Genomic DNA, 18,803 nt, shown 5'->3' with positions numbered 1-18,803 from the left:
TCGCGAAGATCATTGGAAAGAGGTCGAGTCATCAGATGCTGGCCTCCATTCCAGCCAGCATCTTGAATCACAAAACCGACTGATCCGGAATCCCTTCGATTCCATCAACTCGTGAACCGCTCTAGGGGCGCCGCAGATCGTCGACGCCTCGGCCATGAACCCTTCCTGCCACCGCCATACGCAGGTCGTCGACTTGGGCGTAGCCGCCATGCTGCCGTGATCGCCTCAAACCAGGCCTGTCGGAGGCCACAACATCGATCATGATACCCGTGCGTATCCCAACCGTCGCATACACAGCGAACACGCTCCTCCGTCTCAATCGGTCAACTGGGCGCGTCTAGTTCTTTTGCGTTGTGACCTCATCCAAGTAGTCGAATGGACTGGACCCCATACAGGGCCGTAGCATTCTTTTTTGGCTGCGGGGGTTGAGAGGTCGTATGACCATACCTTTACAAATCAAAGAGTTGTTGGAAATCGAGGCGTACCGGCGAACCATCAAGACGCTCGACCACGCCTATGACGTCGACCTGGCAAATGCTTGCACGCCTGCGGAGCGGGAAAAGGCTCAGTACCGACATTATTGGGAAACGTTACTATACTATGAACAGATTGCAGCGATAAAAACGCGGCGGCTCGTCCGGAAGGCGGAGCGTCTCAATCTGTCGATCGGCCCCGCGGACAGCGACAGCCCAATGTGGAGGAAATCGTCTCAGCTAAACAGCTGGATACTTACGACGGTGGGCTGTTCTGAAGTACAAAAAATAATCCGCAAAGAATACAAAGATCGACGAGAGCGAGACACTACCTGGGCTGGCGTAATCATCGGCCCACTCACCCGGCTAGCATCTGTTTGGCTGGTCGAGCGCGGGCAGTAGCCGTCCAGCAGCCAACGCACGCTCCCAGTCATGATCGCCGTGAAGGCGGCGGAGATGACCTACTGGATCGCGCCGACAATGTTCTGGCGACGTGCGGCTGCCTGCATTGGAGGGGCATCCCATGACCTCGCCCGTTCATCAGAGTTTCGGGTTGGTTGTCCGCCAAGCTTCATACTCATCGTTCGCACTTGGGTGCAGCGGATAATAGCGTTGCAACGACCCGCCCTCCATGAGCTTCATGCGCGAAAATTCCTCCCAGTCGTGATGCTTTTGGGATTCCTCGATCACCTTTGCGGCCATTGCGACGGGCAGCACGACCACCCCGTCGTCGTCGGCGACGATGATGTCGCCGGGGATCACCGTGACACCGCCGCAGGCAATCGGAACGTTGACGGCGTTGGGATAGATGCTGGTTTGCACGTGGTAGTTGGGCGTCCAGCCGCGCAGCCATAGCGCCAGATCGAGCTTTTCGACATTGGGCCGGTCGCGCATGCACCCGTCGATCACGATACCCGCGCCGCCTCTGCCCTTGAAATACGTCGACATCATATCGCCGAAGACGCCCGAGCTCATGTCGCCGCGTGCGTCGACCACGACCACGTCGCCTTCCTGCGCGTGGTAGAGCACGTGTCGGTGGAGTTGCGTCTCCGGATCGGCATATTCTCCCTCTGTGAAGAGGTCCGGACGCTGCGGCATGAATTGCAGCGTCAGCGCCGGCCCGACGATCGACTTGCCGTGGTTCTGCGCCACCGGGCCGACCATGTGCGGATTGCGGAAGCCCATATGGCCAAGCGTGCCGGCAACCGTCGCCGCGCCGATCTCCCTTAGCGCGTCGATCAGATCCTTGGGTGGCCGCGTGATGTCGGAAGTATGCGTCATTGTGGACTCCGATTGAAAGGGAACTACCAGTTCGTGACAGAACCATCGCGGCGCTTGAGGTGGGGCGCTTCCCAGAAACGGAAGCTTTGCGCCTGGACCGCCTCTTCGTTGACCTCGACGCCGAGCCCCGGCAAATCGCTGACGGGATAATCGGGGCCGTCGAGCCGTGGTTGCACCGGGAAGAATTCGGAATTGTCGAAGCCAAGCTTTGCTTCGGGCACCCTGGTCTCCAGCCACGCGAAGTTGGGTACCGCGGCGGCCAGATGCACGGTCGCGGCCGTGCACACCGGACCAAGCGGGTTGTGTGGCATCAGGTCCACATAATGCGCCTCGCTCCAGCCGGCGACCTTCATCGCCTCGGTGAACCCGCCGACATTGCAGATATCGAGCCGGTTGAACTGGTGGATACCGCGCTCGATGTACGGCAGGAACTGCCACTTGCTGGCAAATTCCTCGCCGATGGCAAAGGGGATGTCGGTCATGGTGCGCAGGGACTCGTAGGCCTCAGGCGTCTCGTCGCGTATCGGCTCCTCGAGGAAATCGAGCACGCCGCGGTCGAGCTTGTTGCAGAAGCTCGCCGCCTCCGCCACCGACAGCCGGTGATGATAGTCGATGCCGAGGACGACATCGTCGCCCAGCGCCCGGCGCGCCTTGTTCAGCATGCTCGCGGTAGCGCCGATCGACTGGCGTGGCTCGAAGATGTCCCTGCTGTTTTGCCCGGCGGGAAAGAAGCGGATGGCCTGCCAGCCCTGCGCACATAGCTCGCGGGCCCGCTCGATGGCAATGTCGCCCTCGGCCTCGTCCCCGGTCGAGGCGAAGGTGGGAATCCGGTCACGCTGTTTGCCGCCCAGCAACTCGTAGACCGGCACCCCCAGCGCTTTGCCCTTGATGTCGTGAAGGGCGATGTCGATGGCGGATATCGCCGCCTGCAGAACTCGCCCGCCTTCGAAATACTGGCTGCGATAAACCTCTTGCCAGATGCGCCCGATCTGCATGGGGTCGCGGCCGACCAGGAACTCGCGATAGTGCTCGACCGCGCCGGCCACGGCCTTCTCGCGTCCGCTCAGGCCGCTCTCGCCCCAGCCGAATATGCCCTGGTCGGTCTCGACCTTGACCAGCATCTGGTTGCGCGTTCCCACCCATGCCGGATAGGGCTTGATCGCGGTGATCTTAAGCTTCGTAGTCATCCACGCCCACGTTCCACACGCATCCGCCTGCTCAGCTGGCCTCGAGGGCCATTTCAGTTTCGCCGTCGAACAGATGCATCCGCTCCTGGTCGAACTCGAGCCAGATCTGCTCGTCGGGCGCGACGGCAATGTTCGGCGGCACGCTGACGTTGACGACGGCGCCGGACAGGAACGCCTGCACGAAGGTGACGTCTCCGGTTGGTTCCACCGTGTAGACCTTGGCCGGGATGCTGCCTGGCACCGCACTCTTGTGCAGCTTGATCGTCGAGTGACGTGCGCCGAGCACGACTTTCCGGGTTGTCGCCCGCGCGACCTTCTGAACGTTGCGCGGCGAGAGCCCGAGGCTCCAGCCCTCCGCGCTGGTCAACACGGTACCGCCCGGTGCCGTCGATGCCTCCAGCGGAATAAGGCTCATCGCCGGGCTGCCGATGAAACTGGCGACGAACATGTTCACCGGATGGGCAAAGACCTGCGCCGGTGAATCGTATTGCTGCAGGAAGCCGCCGTTCATCACCGCCATCTTGTCGGCCATCGTCACGGCTTCGAGCTGGTCGTGCGTCACATAGATGATCGTCGCCTTGAGGTCCTGATGGAAGCGCTTGATCTCCGACCGCATCTGTACGCGCAGTTTGGCGTCGAGGTTGGAGAGCGGCTCGTCCATGAGAAACACGGCGGGGTCGCGCACAAGGGCGCGGCCCAAGGCCACACGCTGCTGCTGGCCGCCCGAAAGTTCACGCGGCTTGCGCTCGAGCAGGTGCGTCATGTCGAGCACGCGCGCCGCTTCCTTGACCTTCTTGTCGATCTCGTCCCTGGGCAGTTTGCGCATCTGCAGCGGGAACGCCAGATTCATATAGACCGACTTTTGCGGATAGAGCGCGTAGTTCTGGAACACCATTGCGATGTCCCTGTCCTTGGGATCGAGATCGTTGACCACCCGTTCCCCGATGACGATGTCGCCCGATGTGATCGGGGTCAGCCCCGCGACGAGATTGAGCGTGGTTGTCTTGCCGCAGCCTGAAGGGCCGACGAGCGCAACGAACTCGCCGTCATTGACCGTCAGCGAAACGTCGTTGACGGCCTTGAAGTTGCCGTAGGTCTTGACGAGATCTTTGAGGACCACGTGGGCCATCGGCAACTCCCTAATGCTTGACCGCGCCTTCTGTCAGGGCGCGTACGAAGTATCGTTGCAGGACGAGGAACAGCACCACGACGGGCACGCTCATCATGAAGCTCGCCGCCATCAGGCCCGGAAAGTCCGTCGTGTTTTCCGAGAAGAAGCGCTGGATGCCGACCGGCAAGGTCAACTGGTCGTTCTTGGAGAGGAAGGTGTAGGCGTAGATGTACTCGTTCCACGCGCCGATGAAGGAATAGATCGCGGTGGCGATGATCCCCGGCGTCGAGAGCGGCATCACGATCATGATGAAGGCCTGGAACCGCGTTGCGCCGTCGATGCGCGCCGCCTGCTCGAGCTGCACCGGGATGTTGTCATAGAAACCCTTGAGCAGCCAGATCGCCAGGGGCAGGCCGAAGGTGAGGTAGGTCAGGATCAGCGAGCCATGCGTGTTCACCAGCCCGATCGCGCGCATCAGGATGAAGAGCGGCACGAGAAAGATCACTGCCGGGAACATGTTGCGCAGCAGCACGGCGAAGAACAGGAAGTTCCGGCCCGGGAAAGTGAAGCGCGAAAACGCATAGGCCGCGGGAACAGCCACGATCACCGAAAGGATTGTCGTGACGGTCGACACGAACAGGCTGTTCCAGAAGAAGCGCAGGAAGTCCTGGCCGACACTGTTCTGCGGATCGAGCAGCTTCTGGTAGCTGGCAAGCGTGGGCTCGTCAGGCCACCATTGCGGCGGGAATTGCGTCGCCGCGAAGCCCGACTTGATCGAGGTGATCAGCATCCAGATCATCGGCAGCGCTGTGTAAAGCAGCATGAACAGAAGGAAGATGCGCCCGGCCCACCGCCATCCGTCGACGCGCATGCGGCGACGGGTCTGGCCTCGAGACGCTGTCTCGGCGATCGTGCTCATGCGCCACCCTCTTTCCGCTCATTGCCGCTCAGCGCACGGACGTAGAAGTAGCCCAGCATCATCAGGATGAGGAACAGGAGCACCGAATAGGCCGATGCCACGCCCCAGCGTTGCCGGCCGAAGGCGAGCTCGTAAATATGGGTTATCCAGATATGCGATGCGTTCGACGGTCCACCCGCGGTCATGATCCAGGGGATGATGAAGGAATTGAAGTTGGCCACCGCAAGCAGCAGGATCGTCACCACCGAGACGTTGCGCAAGTGCGGGAAGGTGACGTGCCAGAAACGCTGCCATGCATTGGCCCCGTCGACTTTCGCGGCGCGCAACAACTGGTCGGGGACTGTCTGCAGGCCGGCCATCATCATGATCATGGCAAATGGAAACTCGCGCCAGATATTGACGATGATCAGGGAGGGCAGCACCGTGCTGACGTTGTCGATGAAATTCGGTGGCCGGTCGGTCACTCCAAGGCCCACCAGCACGGCGCCGATGATGCCGAAATCCGAATGGTAGATCCACTTCCAGATATAGGAGGCGGCGACCGCGCTGATCACCCAGGGAATGATCAGGATGGCACGCAGGATGCCACGGCCGACAAAGTCGCGGTGCAGCGCCAGCGCCGTGGCAAACCCCAGGCCAAAGGAGATGAAAGTCGACCCGAATGTCCAGATCAGGGTGTTCCAGGTGACTTTCCAGAACACCTCACTGGTGAGGATGGTGGTGTAGTTGTCGAAGCCGATGAAGGTCTTGTCGCGGAGCTGCAGGCCGGGCGGCGTCTTATAGAATGACAGCTCGATCGTGTAATAGATCGGATAGGCGATGACGACGAGCATCACGGCGATCGCGGGGAGCACGTATGCGTAGTCGGCGCGATGCTCCCAGATATTCCGCAACGCGCCGGACCTGCCCGGTTGCGATTTTCGGCGAGCCTCGGCCTTGCCGGTCACGATCGTCACTGTGGCGTGCCCTTGTTCGTCGGAATGAACCGGCTGCACTCTCGTTGCAGCCGGCCAGATCGGAGGTCAGGTCCGGACTAGAGTCCGCCCATCAGGTCCTTCACCTTCTTGGCCGCGTCGTCCGCTGCCTGGTCGACGGTCATCGCTCCGGTCAGGGCATTCTGCAGCATGTCCGGGACGATGATGTTCATGATCTCGGGCGACTCCGGCAGCGCCGGGAACGGGATGCCATACGGCAGCATCGAGGTCGTGACATCGAGGAACTTGATGTGGTCCAGACGTTCCTTCATCCATTTGGTCTTGAAGCCGTTGAGGTTGCCCGGGTTGGAGCCGGCATAGGCCATCTTCAGCGACCATTCCGGGCTCGTCCACATGCAGATGATCGCCTTCGCGGCCGGCTCGTCCACCTTGCCGCCCTCGACATATTCGGGCTTCAGGATGTGAATGTTCGAGCCGCCGAACACGACGGCGCGCTTGCCGTCTGGGCCGGTCGGGATCAGGCCGTAGCGCATATTGTCGATGACGGTCTGCGCCTTCTGCTTGTCGGTGCCCGTCGCCTTTGCCTGCAGATCGAGCATGACGTTGTAGTCGGACGGGTGCGAGATCATCATGCCCAACTGGCCGGCGACGAACAGAGGCTGGTTGTCGGCCTGCTGGTTGGTAAGTGCCGAGACCGGAACCGACTTGTCGCGGACATACATGTCGTATGAGGCTTGCAGCGCCGCCTTGCTCTGCGGGCTGTCGAGCTCCACCTCCTTGTAAGTCGGGTTCGCGGTGGCTTCGTCGAAGACGCCGCCGCCATAGGCCCACAGCTGCGGCATGAATCGATAGGGCGTATTGCCGGCGTTCTTGCGAGCCACGAGGCCGTAGCCGGCAATGCCGAGCTTGTCGTGGATCTGCTTGGAATATTTGACGACGTCGTCCCAGGTTGCCGGAGCCTTGTCCGGATCGAGGCCCGCACGCTTGAAGATGTCGGCGTTCCAGATGAACGCCATCGTCTCGTTGTTCGTCGGTATGCCGTAAGTCACCCCATCCCAGGTCACGGCCTTCATGGCGCCCGGCCAGAAATCCTCGGTCGAATAGCCGACATCCTCTGGTTTGAGCGGCTGCAGATAGCCCTTCGAGGCGAATTCGGTACCACCCAGGATTTGCAGGCGCACCGCCATCGGCGCGGCATTGCCCAGGAGCGCCGTGCGGAATTTGTCGAGAAGGTCGTTATAGGTGAGGGCCTGGTCCTCGAGCTGGATGTTCGGATAGGTCTTGCGGAAAGTCTCGAAGAAATCCTTGTAGTACTGGCGCAGGAGGTCGGGATCGCCCTCGAACACGCCCTGATACCAGAAAGTCAGTCGCCCCTTGTAATCGAGCGGGGTGACCTTGCCGCAATCGCCGGCCGTGTCGAAATCCTGTGTTCCGGCGATGGAGCGCACATATTCGGGCGACCATTTGTTCAGGTCGACCGGCGGCGCACCAAGCGCCGATGTGGACATAAGCGATGCCGCCAAAACACCGACGACAGTGCCGCGCAGGACCGCACTGCCGAGCATGATCCTCGTCATAGGTATCCTCCCTGGTTCTCCGCCCTGCGATCGCGAGGATGGTTCTTTAGTACGGTGTATCCCCTCGATCGCTTAGTACGTTTTCAGATCATGGATTGCCTGTCAACGAGCCAGATCGTACATTGTGTACGGAAACTGTGCGTGATATCGGACAGACGGTGTATTAATTTGGGGAGCCGGCCCTTGGCCGAAACAAACGATTTTAAAGCAAAGCCACCTCCGGGGATCGACGCCATCGGAGCCTCCAGCGAGGGCGCCTCCCTTTACGAACTAATAAGGGAAGACATCATCGAGGGACGGCTCGCCGCCAACGAACGGCTTGTCGTCACCGATCTCGCGCGCCGCCACGGCACTTCGACCAACCCCGTGCGCGAGGCCCTGCAACTGTTGCGGGGCGAGGGGTTCGTCATCTTTTCTCCCAATCGCGGCGCGCGTGTAAGGCCCATTGATCAGGACTTTGTCCGCGACATCTACGAGATCGGTGTTCTGATCGAACCAGCCTTGACGCGATGGTTTGTGAGCATGGCCACCGGCGAGGACATCGCCGAACTCGAACGTATCCAGGGCCTGATTGAAGAGAACAACTTTGCCGACACATTCAGGCACAGTGAGCTGGATACCGCCTTTCACACCGTGATGTACCAGCGGCACTATAACCGCCATGCCGCCGAACTCTGGTGGAAGCATCGCGAAGTGCTGCGAGCGGTGAGCCGACGCTTCAATTTCACGCTCGCGCGGCGTGCCGCGATCATTCGCGAGCACCGCGAACTCATTGCGCTCATCAAGGCGGGAGAGGCAGACAAGGCAGCCGAACTCATCTCCCGTCATGTCGAGGGTTCCGGCCGGCATGTTCTCGAACACATGCGTGCGCGCAATGCCGCTCGGGCCGGATAGGACGAGGGTGGAACACCGTGGCTGACCCTCACTGGCAAAGGTAGTTGAAATGAAAATCACGAGCGTTCGGCCGTGGCTGATCAAGTCCGATGCTTCTTATTGGGGGGAATTCCTGTTCGTCGAGGTGACGACAGACGAGGGGCTGAGCGGCTGGGGAGAGATCACCACCACCACAAAGCTCGCCAATCGCGCCCTCTGCACGATCCTTCGACAGATCGGAGCCGCGGTGACGGGCGAGGATCCGGCGCGTATCGAGTATCTCTGGCACAAGATCTTCCGCAGCTTCACCTATATGGGCAGTCGTGGCGCCGCGGTCGAATGCGTGAGCGCGATCGACATAGCCCTCTGGGATCTCAGGGGCAAAGCTCTCGGCAAGCCGATCTACGAGCTGTTGGGCGGGCCGGTCCGTGATGAAATCGCGCTCTACACCCACCCAAACCAGGCCAAATTCACCAGCAAGGATGCTGTGGTCCGCGAAATCCTGGACATCGTCGAATCCGGACACACTGCTCTCAAGTTCGATCCTTTCCCCCACCAGGGTCGCGGTGCCGGCGGCGTGTCCCGCGAACAGCGGGACGGCTATCTCGATGGCGGTATGACCCGCAAGGACGAGCGCGAGGCCGCCGAACTCACGGCTCTGATCCGCGAAACGGCAGGGCCCGATGTCGACATCCTCATCGATGCGCATGGCCGTTTCGACGTTCCGACCGCCATTCGCCTCTGTCGCAGCCTGGAGGAAGCCGGCCAGATCGACTGGTTCGAGGAGCCGTGCCCGCCCGAGAGCCTTAACGCCCTCAAGCAGGTGCGCGAGAAGGTCAGTGCGGCCATCTCGTGGGGCGAGCGCGGCCACACGAAGTGGGATTTCGTGCCGGTTCTCGAGAACAAGCTCGCCGACTACATCATGCCCGACGTCACCTGGACCGGCGGCATTACCGAACTCAAGAAGATCTCCGCTCTGTGCGAAGCCTATTACATCCCGGTCTCGCCACATGACGCCGCCGGGCCGATCAACGTGATCGCGGGAGCACAGGTGATGATGACCGTTCCGAACTTCTACAAGCTCGAAACGTCGGAGTGGAATTTGGGCAAGTACGATCATCTCATCGACAGGCCGCTCGACGTTTCGAACGGCAGCCTCAAGCTTTCGTTGAGGCCGGGTCTCGGCATCGAGATGAACCGCGATTACCTGCAAGCCCATGAGATCGAACTGGGCTAGCAACGTTATCGGCAGCATGCGGGCGACAAGCCTGCAAATCAGAACGAGGATAAGTCATGCCAAAGACGGATGGAGCCGACGAGGCCCTCAACCGGGTCAACACCAACTCGAAGCCGTCCGAGCTTCGCATCACCGACATGCGGGTGGCCGAAATCGTCGGCGCGCCATTCACCTCGGCGCTGCTCAAGATCTACACCAACCAAGGAATCGTCGGGCTTGGCGAGGTGCGCGACGGCGCCAGCGCCACTTACGCGCTGATGTTGAAGAGCCGGCTGCTTGGCGAGAACCCCTGTGACATCGACCGCCTGTTTCGCCGGATCAAGCAGTTCGGCGGGCACGGCCGGCAGGGCGGCGGCGTCTCGGCGGTCGAAATCGCGCTGTGGGACCTCGCCGGCAAGGCCTATGGCGTGCCGATCTACCAGATGCTGGGCGGCAAGTTTCGCGATCACGTGCGCGTCTATTGCGATACCGACGCCGAGAAACCCAGCGGCACCGAAACCGGCAAGCGCCTCAAGGAACGCATGGGCCGCGGGTTCACCTTCTTGAAGATGGACCTGGGCCTGATGCAGATCGCCCATGTCCCGGGCGCCGTGGTCGCACCCGCCGGCGCGCTCGAAGGGTTTCACGGCAACCCGCGCGGCCGCGGTGGATCGTTCGAGGAGCGAAAGGCCCGCAATCTCGCTTATGACGCGCAGAACGTGCAGCACCCGTTCACAGGCCTGCATTTCACCGAAAAGGGGATAGACCTGCTCGAGCAGTATATCCACGAGGTTCGCGAGATCATCGGATACGAGATCCCGCTTGCCATCGACCATGTCGGCCACATCTCGCTGCAGGATGGCATACGCCTGTCGCGCCGTATCGAGAAATACGTTCCGGCCTGGCTGGAGGACGTGATCCCCTGGCAATACACCGAGCAGTACCGGCAATTGCAGCAGGCTACCACGGTGCCGATCTGCACCGGCGAGGACATCTACCTCAAGGAAGGCTTCGAGCCGCTGCTCAAGAGCGGCGGCCTCTCGGTCATCCACCCCGACCTGCTCACCAGTGGGGGCATTCTCGAGACCAAGAAGATCGGCGACATGGCGCAGGATCACGGTGTCGCCATGGCGATCCATATGGCCGAAAGTCCGATCGCCGCGATGGCCGCCGCGCATGTCGCCACCGCGACCGAGAACTTCATGGCGCTCGAATACCACTCCGCCGATGTCGGCTGGTGGGACGATATCGTCACCGGCCTGCCCAAGCCGCTTGTCAAGGACGGCTTCATCACCGTGCCCGACAAGCCTGGGCTGGGCATAGACGATGTGGTCGACGAGGTGATCAGCCAGCATCTGCAGCCCGGTGTCACGGGGATATGGCAATCCACCGAGCATTGGGACAATGAATATAGCTGGGACCGGACCTGGAGTTAGCCCAGACCCCTTGCACTCATTCCCCAGGCTCACAGGGCCAACGACCGACCATTCGTGTCGACCGCTCCCAAGGGAGAGGCGAAGAAAGAAACGGACGAAACCATGATCTACGAACTGCGTATCTATGACTGCCTGCCGGGCAGACTGCCGACTTTGCTCAAGCGCTTTTCCGACCAAACGCTGGCCATCTGGGAGAGGCATGGCATCCGCCAAGCCGGGTTTTTCACCACGGCGATCGGCGAAAACAGCAATCGCCTCACCTATTTCCTCGCCTGGGAATCGCTGGCCGAGCGTGAGGCGAAATGGGCGGCTTTCGTCACCGATCCGGCATGGCACAGGGCCCGGGACGAGTCTGAGCGCGACGGGCAGATCATTGCCAATATCAGCAGCCAGCTGCTCACGCCGACAGCTTTCTCGTCTGTGAAATAGGACTGCGCCATGAAGATCACCGACCTGCGGTGCGCCGTAATCGGCAAACATCCCATCGTCCGTATCGTCACCGACGAAGGTCTCCATGGCCTTGGCGAGGTCGAGTACACCAAGCCTTATCTCAAGCCATGGGTGCTGCATTTCCGCGAGGCGCTGATCGGCGAGGATCCGACCGACGTCGAACGGGTCATGTTGAAGATCCGCCAACGCGGCTCTTTCAAGCCCTATGGCGCGGCGGTCAGCGCCATCGAACATGCGCTGTGGGACATAGCCGGCAAGGCCGCCGGCGTGCCGGCCTACAAGCTGCTCGGCGGCAAGGTGCGCGACAAGGTGCGCGTCTACAACGGCTCGATCCGCCAGAAGCGCACGGGCGACCGGCCGGAGGACTACGCCGCCGACGTCAAATGGATGATGGAGCAGCCGCAGAACTTCTTCATGGTCAAGCAGGGAATCTCGTTCCATTCCAACATGAAGGACACCATCGAGGACTTCCATTACGGCGTGACGCAGAAGAAGGCCGGCTATCATGGTGCGATGGATCAGGGCGTGATCAGCGAGCGTGGTTTCAACCACATGCTCGATTGCGTGATCGCGATGAAGGAAGTGTTGGGGGACAAGGTCAGCCTGGCACTCGACTGCGGCCCGGGCTGGATGCTGCCCGATGCGATCAAGTTCGCTCGCGCGGTCGAGAAGTACAATTTGATGTGGCTCGAGGACATGCTGACCGGCGACTATGTACCGTGGGTCAATCCGCAGGCCTACCGGGAGCTGACCACCTCCACCTCGACGCCGATCCATACCGGCGAGCAGATTTACCTCAGGCACAATTTCAAGGAACTGATCGAGACGCAGGCGGTGCGCGTCATCGGCCCCGATCCTGCCGACATTGGCGGCATTGCCGAGCTCAAATGGGTCGCCGAGCACGCCTATATGCACTCGATCCTGATGGCGCCACACGGCACCGCGAACGGCCTGCTGGGCCTCGGCGCGCTGATCAATGTCTGCGCCACCTTGCCCGCCAACTACGTGGCGTTCGAATATCCCAGCGCCTCGGACCCCTGGTGGAACGACATCGTCATCGGCCTGCCCAAGCAGATCGTGAAGGACAGCATGGTGGATCTGCTGGAAGCACCGGGGCTAGGTCTCGACATCGACGCCGAAGGCGCCAGGAAGTATTTGCCGGCGGAGGATGCCGGCTTCTTCGATTGATTGGCGCCGGTGGCCCTCGATCTCATCGACCGAGGGCATACTTCAAAGTGCGGATGCGAGCGGCTGCCATTGGAGCGTGGCCTGCACACCTTGCAACAACGGAAATCGGCGCATTGCTGACGTGCGCCGGCCTTGTTTAGTTATGGCGGATCTCGGTCCCGAGCACCTTCAGGCATTCGCGGATGAAGGCAGCGAGGGCTGTCCAACCCTTGGCCGACACCATTGTGCCGTCGACATAGGCCTCCGTCGGCGAGAGGTCGACATAGGTTCCGCCTGCCAACGTCACTTCCGGTTCGCAGGCGGCGAGCGCGCCGACCTTCTTGCCGCGCACGACGCCGTCCACGGCAATCAGAATCTGGACCCCGTGGCAGATCGTGAAAATCGGCTTCCGGGTGTCGTGGAAGTGGCGCACCATAGCCTGCACACGCTTATCCGTGCGAATGTATTCCGGGCCGCGGCCGCCAGCGCAGTATACGGCGTGGTATTGATCGAGCTGCTTTTCCGCCTCGGCAAACGTCTTGTTGATCACCTGAAAATGGCCGAGCTTCTCGGTGTAGGTCTGGTCGCCCTCGAAGTCGTGCAGGGAGGTCTTGATGAGATCGCCGGCCTTCTTGTCCGGGCAAACCACGTGGACGGTGTGGCCGACGGCTTCCATCGCCTGCTGGTAGACGAAGATCTCGTACTCCTCGGTGAACTCGCCGGTGAGCATCAATATTTTCTTGCCTGACATAGTCGGTTCCTCTGTCGTGTGAAAAAAAGCCGGGCGAGCCATGCAGCGCCCCGCATTGGCTTTGTCCGTCCTCAGAATGGTGAGCTGGGGAAGTAGTATTCCTCGGCGTTGTCGTTGGTGGTCAGCGGCGCGGACATCGGTTTAGCCTCAATCGAAGGCCGGCAGCAGGCGATCGCGCGAGTGCTCGATGTGGGCGCGCATTGCTTTCGCGGCCGCATCGGGATCGGCCGAACCGAACGCGGCAAGGATCGCCTCATGCTCGTCCAGCGCCTCCTCGGTCACGCGGGAGTGGTACATCAGGCGAAAAATGTGGAAGTGGGTGTGTTGAAAGCCCAGCGTCTCGCGAATGAGCTCGTTTTCGGCATATTCCATGATCTTGTCGTGGAAAATCGCGTCCTGCCGGGCGAAGTTTGAGTAGCGCAGACGCTCGTCCTTGCCCTCGCGGCGCGACATCACGCCTGCTGCCTCCAGCAGCGTGCCGAGTTTGGCCTCGTCCATCGCGGCAGCGGCCTTCGCCGCGCCGTGCGGTTCGAGCAGGAGACGCATTTCGTATAATTCGTCGAAACGGCGCCGGCTGATCTGCGGTGCGGCGCGGTATCCGATCAGATGCGTCTTCAGAACCAGGCCTTCGCCTTCCAGACGCCCGAGCGCTTCGCGGATCGGCGTATGGGAAACGTCGAACTCCTTGACCAAATTGTCGACGGTGATGCGTGAACCGGGCGCGATCTTCAGCGACATCAGCTGCGCGAAAATGGCCTCGTAGACGTCCTCGGCCAGGCTGCTCGCGCGCTGGATGCGACCCGCTCCCGTGGGTGCTTCACCATTATTGCCCAAAATGACAGGTTGCATTCTTTCGCCTCTCGACAGGGGAGACTGCTAACACGAGGGTTTGACCGATGCAATACTATATCATATACGATTTTATCGGTGCCGTTCAGTTCAGGATCTTCGGTGCGGATTTTGCAATGCGAGTTTCTCCGACGCCCTTCAAGGATGCAGCCTGTCATGAGCCTTCTCACAGCCCTCCGGCTCCCACGCGAAATTCTATTCGGGAAGGGGCAACGTCACGCACTGCCGGCCGTGGCCGCTCGCTACGGCCGGCGCGCCCTGATCTGCACCGACGAGCGTTTCGCCGGTACGGCCGTGTTCGCCGAAATCATGGCATCCTTGCAGGCAGCGTCGATCGAAGTGCTGGTCCATGACGATGTCCTCCCGGATGTGCCGCGCGACTCCGTGGCGGTGTGCGTCGAGGAAGCGCGGGACTTTGAGCCCGATATGGTGATCGGGATCGGCGGCGGCAGCTGTCTCGATTTCGCCAAATGCGCCGCCTTGCTGATCAGCCACGACGGCGAACTCCAGGACTACTACGGCGAGTTCAAGGTTCCGGGACCGACGCTGCCGCTCATCGCCGTGCCGACCACGGCGGGCACAGGGTCGGAGGTGACGCCCGTCGCGGTGATATCCGATCCGGACCGCACGCTCAAAGTCGGCATATCGAGCCCCCATCTGATCGCTGCCGTTGCCATCTGCGACCCCGAACTGACAATGACCTCTCCGCCGGGCCTGACGGCGATCGCCGGTGCGGACGCCCTCACGCATGCGATCGAGGCCTTCACGGCCATGCGCCGGGACGGTGACTTCAGCCTGCCGCAGCGTCACGTCTTCATCGGCAAGACGCCGCTGACCGACCATTTCGCGCTGCTGGCCGTCAAACTGCTCGGCCGCAGTCTGGAGAAGGCGTTTACTGACGGCGGCGACGCCGAGGCGCGCGCCGACGTGATGATGGGAGCGCTGGCGGCGGGTTGCGCGTTCGGCACCGCCGGCACGGCGGCCGCACACGCCGTGCAATACCCGGCAGGCGCGCTCACACACACGCCGCATGGGCTGGGGGTGGCGACAATGATGCCTTATGTCATGAGCTACAACAGCCGTGTGGCCGCGGCGGAGATCGCCGAGATAGGGATTGCTCTTGGCCTTGAGCCGCACGGTCGGAGCGCCGACGAAATGGCGGGCGCGACCATCGAGGAGATCAGGCGTTTGTTTGCGGCGATCGGTATCACTCCGACGCTGGCCGGTCTGGGGCTTCCGGCCGACAAGCTCGACTGGACCGCCGAGCAGGCACTCGGCATCGATCGGCTGATCAAGAACAACCCGCGCTCATTCGACCTCACCGCCATGCGCCGCCTTGTCCAGGCTGCCTATGACGGCGATCTCAACGCCTGCGCCATGTGAACGTCAGGAACAAGACGATGAACCTTCCCTATAATGCCTTCCAGCTCGATCAGGACCCCTACGAAATGCGAGGTTTTCCGCACCGACTCTACATTGGCGGACAATGGCTGCCGTCTTCCGACGGCGGGCTCATTGAGGTCACCGATCCATCCTCCGGCGCCGTGATCGCGGCGGTTCCCGATGCGACCCTGGAGGACGCCGCCGCAGCAGTCGAGGCAGCGGCCAAGGCCGCCAAGGGGTGGCGTGAGACCGCGCCACGCAAGCGCTCGGAGATTCTCAGGCGCTGTTTCGAGCTGATGGTCGAGCGGTCGGAGACGCTTGCCATGCTGATCTCGCTGGAGAACGGCAAGGCACTGCGCGACGCGCGCGGCGAGGTGGCTTACGCAGCCGAATTCTTCCGCTGGAACGCCGAGGAAGCTGTTCGCATCACCGGCGAGTTCGGCATCGCTCCATCCGGAACCAACCGGATCGTGGTCGACTATCAGCCGATCGGCATCTGCGTCCTCGTCACGCCGTGGAATTTCCCCGCCGCGATGGCGACACGCAAGATCGCACCGGCCCTCGCGGCAGGCTGCACGGTCATTCTGAAGCCGGCCAGCGAGACGCCGCTGACCGCCTATGCACTCGCCGCGCTCTACAGCGAAGCCGGCGTCCCGGACGGCGTCGTGAATGTGCTGACGACGTCGACACCTGGCCCCCTGACGTCGGCCATGCTGGCCGATCCGCGCGTCAGGAAGCTCTCCTTCACCGGCTCGACCGGGATCGGCCGCGCCTTGCTCGCCGAGGCCGCCAAACATGTGATCTCCTGTTCCATGGAGCTTGGCGGCAATGCACCCTTCATCGTCTTCGACGATGCCGATCTCGATGCGGCCCTCGATGGCGCCATGATCGCCAAAATGCGCAATGCCGGCGAAGCCTGTACCGCCGCCAACCGCATTTACGTCCAGTCGGGCATCCACGATGCGTTCGCCGACGGCCTGTCCCGGCGCATGGCCGCGCTCAAGATCGGCGCCGGCACCAGGGGAGAAACGGAATGTGGACCCATGATCACCAGGAAGGCAGTCGACAAGATCGACCGGCTGGTCAAGGACGCGGTCAACCGGGGGGCCAAGGTACTCTGCGGCGGCTCGGTGCTTGAAGGAGATGGCTTTTTCTATCCTCCGACCGTCCTGTCCGAAGTCTCGGCGGACGCCGATATGGCGCATGAGGAGATTTTTGGCCCGGTGGCGCCCATCACCCGCTTCGAGAGCGAGGCGCAAGCCATCCTCCACGCCAACAACACCGAATACGGCCTCGCCGCCTATCTCTACACCCGCGATGTGGCCCGCGGCATGCGGGTGGCCTCGGAGATCGAGGCCGGCATGATCGGCCTCAACCGCGGCCTGATGTCGGATCCCGCCGCGCCCTTTGGCGGGGTAAAGCAGAGCGGCCTCGGGCGGGAAGGGGGCCAGCATCACGGCATCGCCGAGTTCATGGAGGCCAAATACATCGCTGTAACCTTCTGAGCGGACACCATGTCGAAGGATCCTTTTCGCACCCGCGACCACGTTGCCGATTTCGATGACATCGTGGCCGATATCGTCGCCCGCAGCGCCGCGACGCGGGCAGCGCTGCCCATGCTGGCGGATGTCGCCTATGGCCCGCACGAGGCCGAGCGCCTCGACCTGTTCTTTCCGGAGGGACCGCGTAAGGACCTTCCTGTGCACATCTTCATCCATGGCGGCTACTGGCGCATGTTCACCAGAAGCGAATATTCCTACATTGCCGAAATGGTGACGAGCGCCGGGGCAATCGCGGTCGTGATCGACTATGCGCTGATGCCTGCTGTCAGGATGGCGGCAATCGTCGACCAGGTCCGGCGCGCGAGGCAATGGGTGCTGGATAATATCGCCGGCCATGGCGGCGATCCCGGCCGGCTAAGCGTCAGCGGCCATTCCGCCGGGGCGCATCTGGCGACCTTTTTGTTCAACGAGGGTTCGGCACATCCCCCCTCGGCGGCACTTCTGCTCGGCGGGCTGTATGACTTGAAGCCTCTTCAGCATTCCTTCCTGAAGCCTTTGATAGGCCTGACCGACACGGAAGTTGAGGCATTTTCGCCGATGAGCAAATCCCACTCGCCCCGGACAAAAGTCACGGTGTTGGTCGGCGAGCGGGAGACGAAACCTTTTCACCAGCAGGCCAGCTTGTTTGCTGACCGCCTGACGGGTCAGGGCCTGGGTGTGTCGAAGGGCGTGCTCGAGGGTCGCAACCACATGGATAGCGTACGTGATTTGGGGCTGCGCGGGACAATCGCGGGCGACTGGCTTCACGACGTCGTCGTGACCGGATAGATTCGACCCGCGTCGGTACTGCGGCCGCACGATGCTGTCTCATCGGCTCGAGAGTTCAGGCCTCGACACCGGCGCGACACGGGTGGAATCCGACACTGGCCCCGATGGGCAGACGCAAAAACGCCCCGTTAAGCTTCGCGCAATCTATCCGGCCTAGTCTGCCCGCCAGATTGCGAGGCACCATGAAGCGCAAACCACTCTTGCTTTTCGCCTTCCCGGCCTTTGTCCTGCTGATCCTGGCGGCGGAGCGAATGGCCACGATCCTGCTCGGAACCTACCCCGCAAGCCCCGATATGTGGAAGATCTGGCTCGCCTTGCACCCGTCGTCTGGGATGGTCTGGCAGCAGGTCGACGTCTATCTGGGAGGGTCGATGGTCCTGGATTTCGCGTTGCTGGGCACGGCGCTGGGGATCTGCTGGATGGCATGTCAGGCCAGGAGGTCGGCCGCTTTCTTTCTTGCCAACCATGGCACCCTGATCCTCGCGGCGTCGATGATTTTGATCGGCGGCCGCCCGCAGACCGCCAGCACCATTGCCGCGTTCACGGCGCCGAGCGGCTTTCAGTTCTCACTGGTGATGGACTTCACCTGGCTGAACTGCATGCTGGCGGTGATCGGGGTGACGGCGTGCACCTATTGCCATTTTGCCTATGTCCGTGAACTCGGCATGCGTGTTGAATCGCGGCATGTCCGGATCATGGCGCTGCAGCGAGATTTCTAGCGCAGCGCGCCCGAGGTCAGAGCTAGAGCGGTTCACGAGTTGATGGAATCGAAGGGATTCCGGATCAGTCGGTTTTGTGATTCAAGATGCTGGCTGGAATGGAGGCCAGCATCTGATGACTCGACCTCTTTCCAATGATCTTCGCG

General features: G+C 61.7%; 18 protein-coding genes. 10 read left to right on the top strand and 8 right to left on the bottom strand.

All coding sequences use genetic code 11. From position 1 onward, the window contains the following. Positions 1–437 precede the first annotated feature (437 nt). Positions 438–875 (top strand): hypothetical protein, encoded by a 438-nt coding sequence (locus O7B34_RS31720; protein WP_337149665.1) that lies wholly within the window; start codon positions 438–440, stop codon positions 873–875. A gap of 138 nt (positions 876–1,013) precedes the next feature. On the opposite strand, the gene O7B34_RS31715 is transcribed toward O7B34_RS31720, so the two are convergent. The 6 genes from O7B34_RS31715 to O7B34_RS31690 form a co-directional block, all read right to left on the bottom strand. Next, on the bottom strand, positions 1,014–1,754 hold the full coding sequence (locus tag O7B34_RS31715) for a ribonuclease activity regulator RraA (RefSeq protein ID WP_337141283.1): 741 nt from the start codon (positions 1,752–1,754) through the stop codon (positions 1,014–1,016). Positions 1,755–1,777: 23 nt separating this feature from the next. Continuing rightward, positions 1,778–2,941 (bottom strand): mandelate racemase/muconate lactonizing enzyme family protein, encoded by a 1,164-nt coding sequence (locus tag O7B34_RS31710; RefSeq protein WP_337149663.1) that lies wholly within the window; start codon positions 2,939–2,941, stop codon positions 1,778–1,780. 31 nt (positions 2,942–2,972) lie between these two features. Next, positions 2,973–4,070: an ABC transporter ATP-binding protein gene (locus O7B34_RS31705; RefSeq protein ID WP_337149662.1), complete on the bottom strand. Its 1,098-nt coding sequence runs from the start codon at positions 4,068–4,070 to the stop codon at positions 2,973–2,975. Between the two features lie 10 nt (positions 4,071–4,080). After that, positions 4,081–4,971 (bottom strand): carbohydrate ABC transporter permease, encoded by an 891-nt coding sequence (locus O7B34_RS31700; protein WP_337106743.1) that lies wholly within the window; start codon positions 4,969–4,971, stop codon positions 4,081–4,083. Next, positions 4,968–5,927, bottom strand: coding sequence for a carbohydrate ABC transporter permease (locus O7B34_RS31695; RefSeq protein WP_337149661.1), 960 nt, complete (start codon positions 5,925–5,927; stop codon positions 4,968–4,970). The genes O7B34_RS31700 and O7B34_RS31695 overlap by 4 nt, the downstream gene beginning before the upstream one ends. 77 nt (positions 5,928–6,004) lie before the next feature. Beyond that, the gene (locus O7B34_RS31690) at positions 6,005–7,483 is read right to left on the bottom strand and encodes an ABC transporter substrate-binding protein (protein ID WP_337149660.1); all 1,479 of its coding nucleotides are present in this window, start codon (positions 7,481–7,483) and stop codon (positions 6,005–6,007) included. Positions 7,484–7,666: 183 nt separating this feature from the next. Here O7B34_RS31690 and O7B34_RS31685 point away from each other — a divergent pair, with 183 nt between their 5' ends. The 5 genes from O7B34_RS31685 (at position 7,667) to O7B34_RS31665 (ending at position 12,646) form a co-directional block, all read left to right on the top strand. Then, entirely contained in the window at positions 7,667–8,377 is a 711-nt protein-coding gene (locus tag O7B34_RS31685) for a GntR family transcriptional regulator (RefSeq protein ID WP_337141288.1), read from the top strand. A 49-nt stretch (positions 8,378–8,426) separates the two neighbouring features. Then, entirely contained in the window at positions 8,427–9,593 is a 1,167-nt protein-coding gene (locus O7B34_RS31680; protein WP_337149658.1) for a mandelate racemase/muconate lactonizing enzyme family protein, read from the top strand. A 56-nt stretch (positions 9,594–9,649) separates the two neighbouring features. Then, complete coding sequence (locus tag O7B34_RS31675; protein WP_337149656.1) at positions 9,650–11,008, top strand: mandelate racemase/muconate lactonizing enzyme family protein; 1,359 nt, start codon at positions 9,650–9,652, stop codon at positions 11,006–11,008. 102 nt (positions 11,009–11,110) lie between these two features. After that, entirely contained in the window at positions 11,111–11,437 is a 327-nt protein-coding gene (locus O7B34_RS31670) for an NIPSNAP family protein (RefSeq protein ID WP_140505846.1), read from the top strand. Between the two features lie 9 nt (positions 11,438–11,446). After that, complete coding sequence (locus tag O7B34_RS31665) at positions 11,447–12,646, top strand: mandelate racemase/muconate lactonizing enzyme family protein (protein ID WP_337149655.1); 1,200 nt, start codon at positions 11,447–11,449, stop codon at positions 12,644–12,646. 136 nt (positions 12,647–12,782) lie between these two features. On the opposite strand, the gene O7B34_RS31660 is transcribed toward O7B34_RS31665, so the two are convergent. Beyond that, the gene (locus O7B34_RS31660) at positions 12,783–13,376 is read right to left on the bottom strand and encodes a DJ-1/PfpI family protein (protein ID WP_140505914.1); all 594 of its coding nucleotides are present in this window, start codon (positions 13,374–13,376) and stop codon (positions 12,783–12,785) included. 147 nt (positions 13,377–13,523) lie between these two features. Next, positions 13,524–14,225, bottom strand: coding sequence for a GntR family transcriptional regulator (locus tag O7B34_RS31655; RefSeq protein WP_337149653.1), 702 nt, complete (start codon positions 14,223–14,225; stop codon positions 13,524–13,526). Between the two features lie 156 nt (positions 14,226–14,381). Between O7B34_RS31655 and O7B34_RS31650 the strand changes: the two genes are divergently transcribed. From O7B34_RS31650 to O7B34_RS31635, 4 genes are all read left to right on the top strand, one after another. Next, positions 14,382–15,608, top strand: coding sequence for an iron-containing alcohol dehydrogenase (locus O7B34_RS31650; protein ID WP_337149650.1), 1,227 nt, complete (start codon positions 14,382–14,384; stop codon positions 15,606–15,608). Positions 15,609–15,625: 17 nt separating this feature from the next. Continuing rightward, positions 15,626–17,113, top strand: a complete 1,488-nt coding sequence (locus O7B34_RS31645; protein ID WP_337149647.1) for an NAD-dependent succinate-semialdehyde dehydrogenase — start codon at positions 15,626–15,628, stop codon at positions 17,111–17,113. A 9-nt stretch (positions 17,114–17,122) separates the two neighbouring features. Then, positions 17,123–17,938, top strand: a complete 816-nt coding sequence (locus O7B34_RS31640; RefSeq protein ID WP_337149645.1) for an alpha/beta hydrolase — start codon at positions 17,123–17,125, stop codon at positions 17,936–17,938. A 182-nt stretch (positions 17,939–18,120) separates the two neighbouring features. Continuing rightward, entirely contained in the window at positions 18,121–18,657 is a 537-nt protein-coding gene (locus O7B34_RS31635) for a hypothetical protein (RefSeq protein WP_337149643.1), read from the top strand. The last annotated feature ends 146 nt before the right edge of the window (positions 18,658–18,803 follow it).

It is taken from the genome of Mesorhizobium sp. Cs1299R1N3 (assembly GCF_037179625.1).
GTDB classification, from domain to species: domain Bacteria; phylum Pseudomonadota; class Alphaproteobacteria; order Rhizobiales; family Rhizobiaceae; genus Mesorhizobium; species Mesorhizobium salmacidum.
The sequence above is the reverse complement of the archived record's forward strand: the minus strand, read 5'-3'. Positions and strand labels throughout refer to the sequence as shown.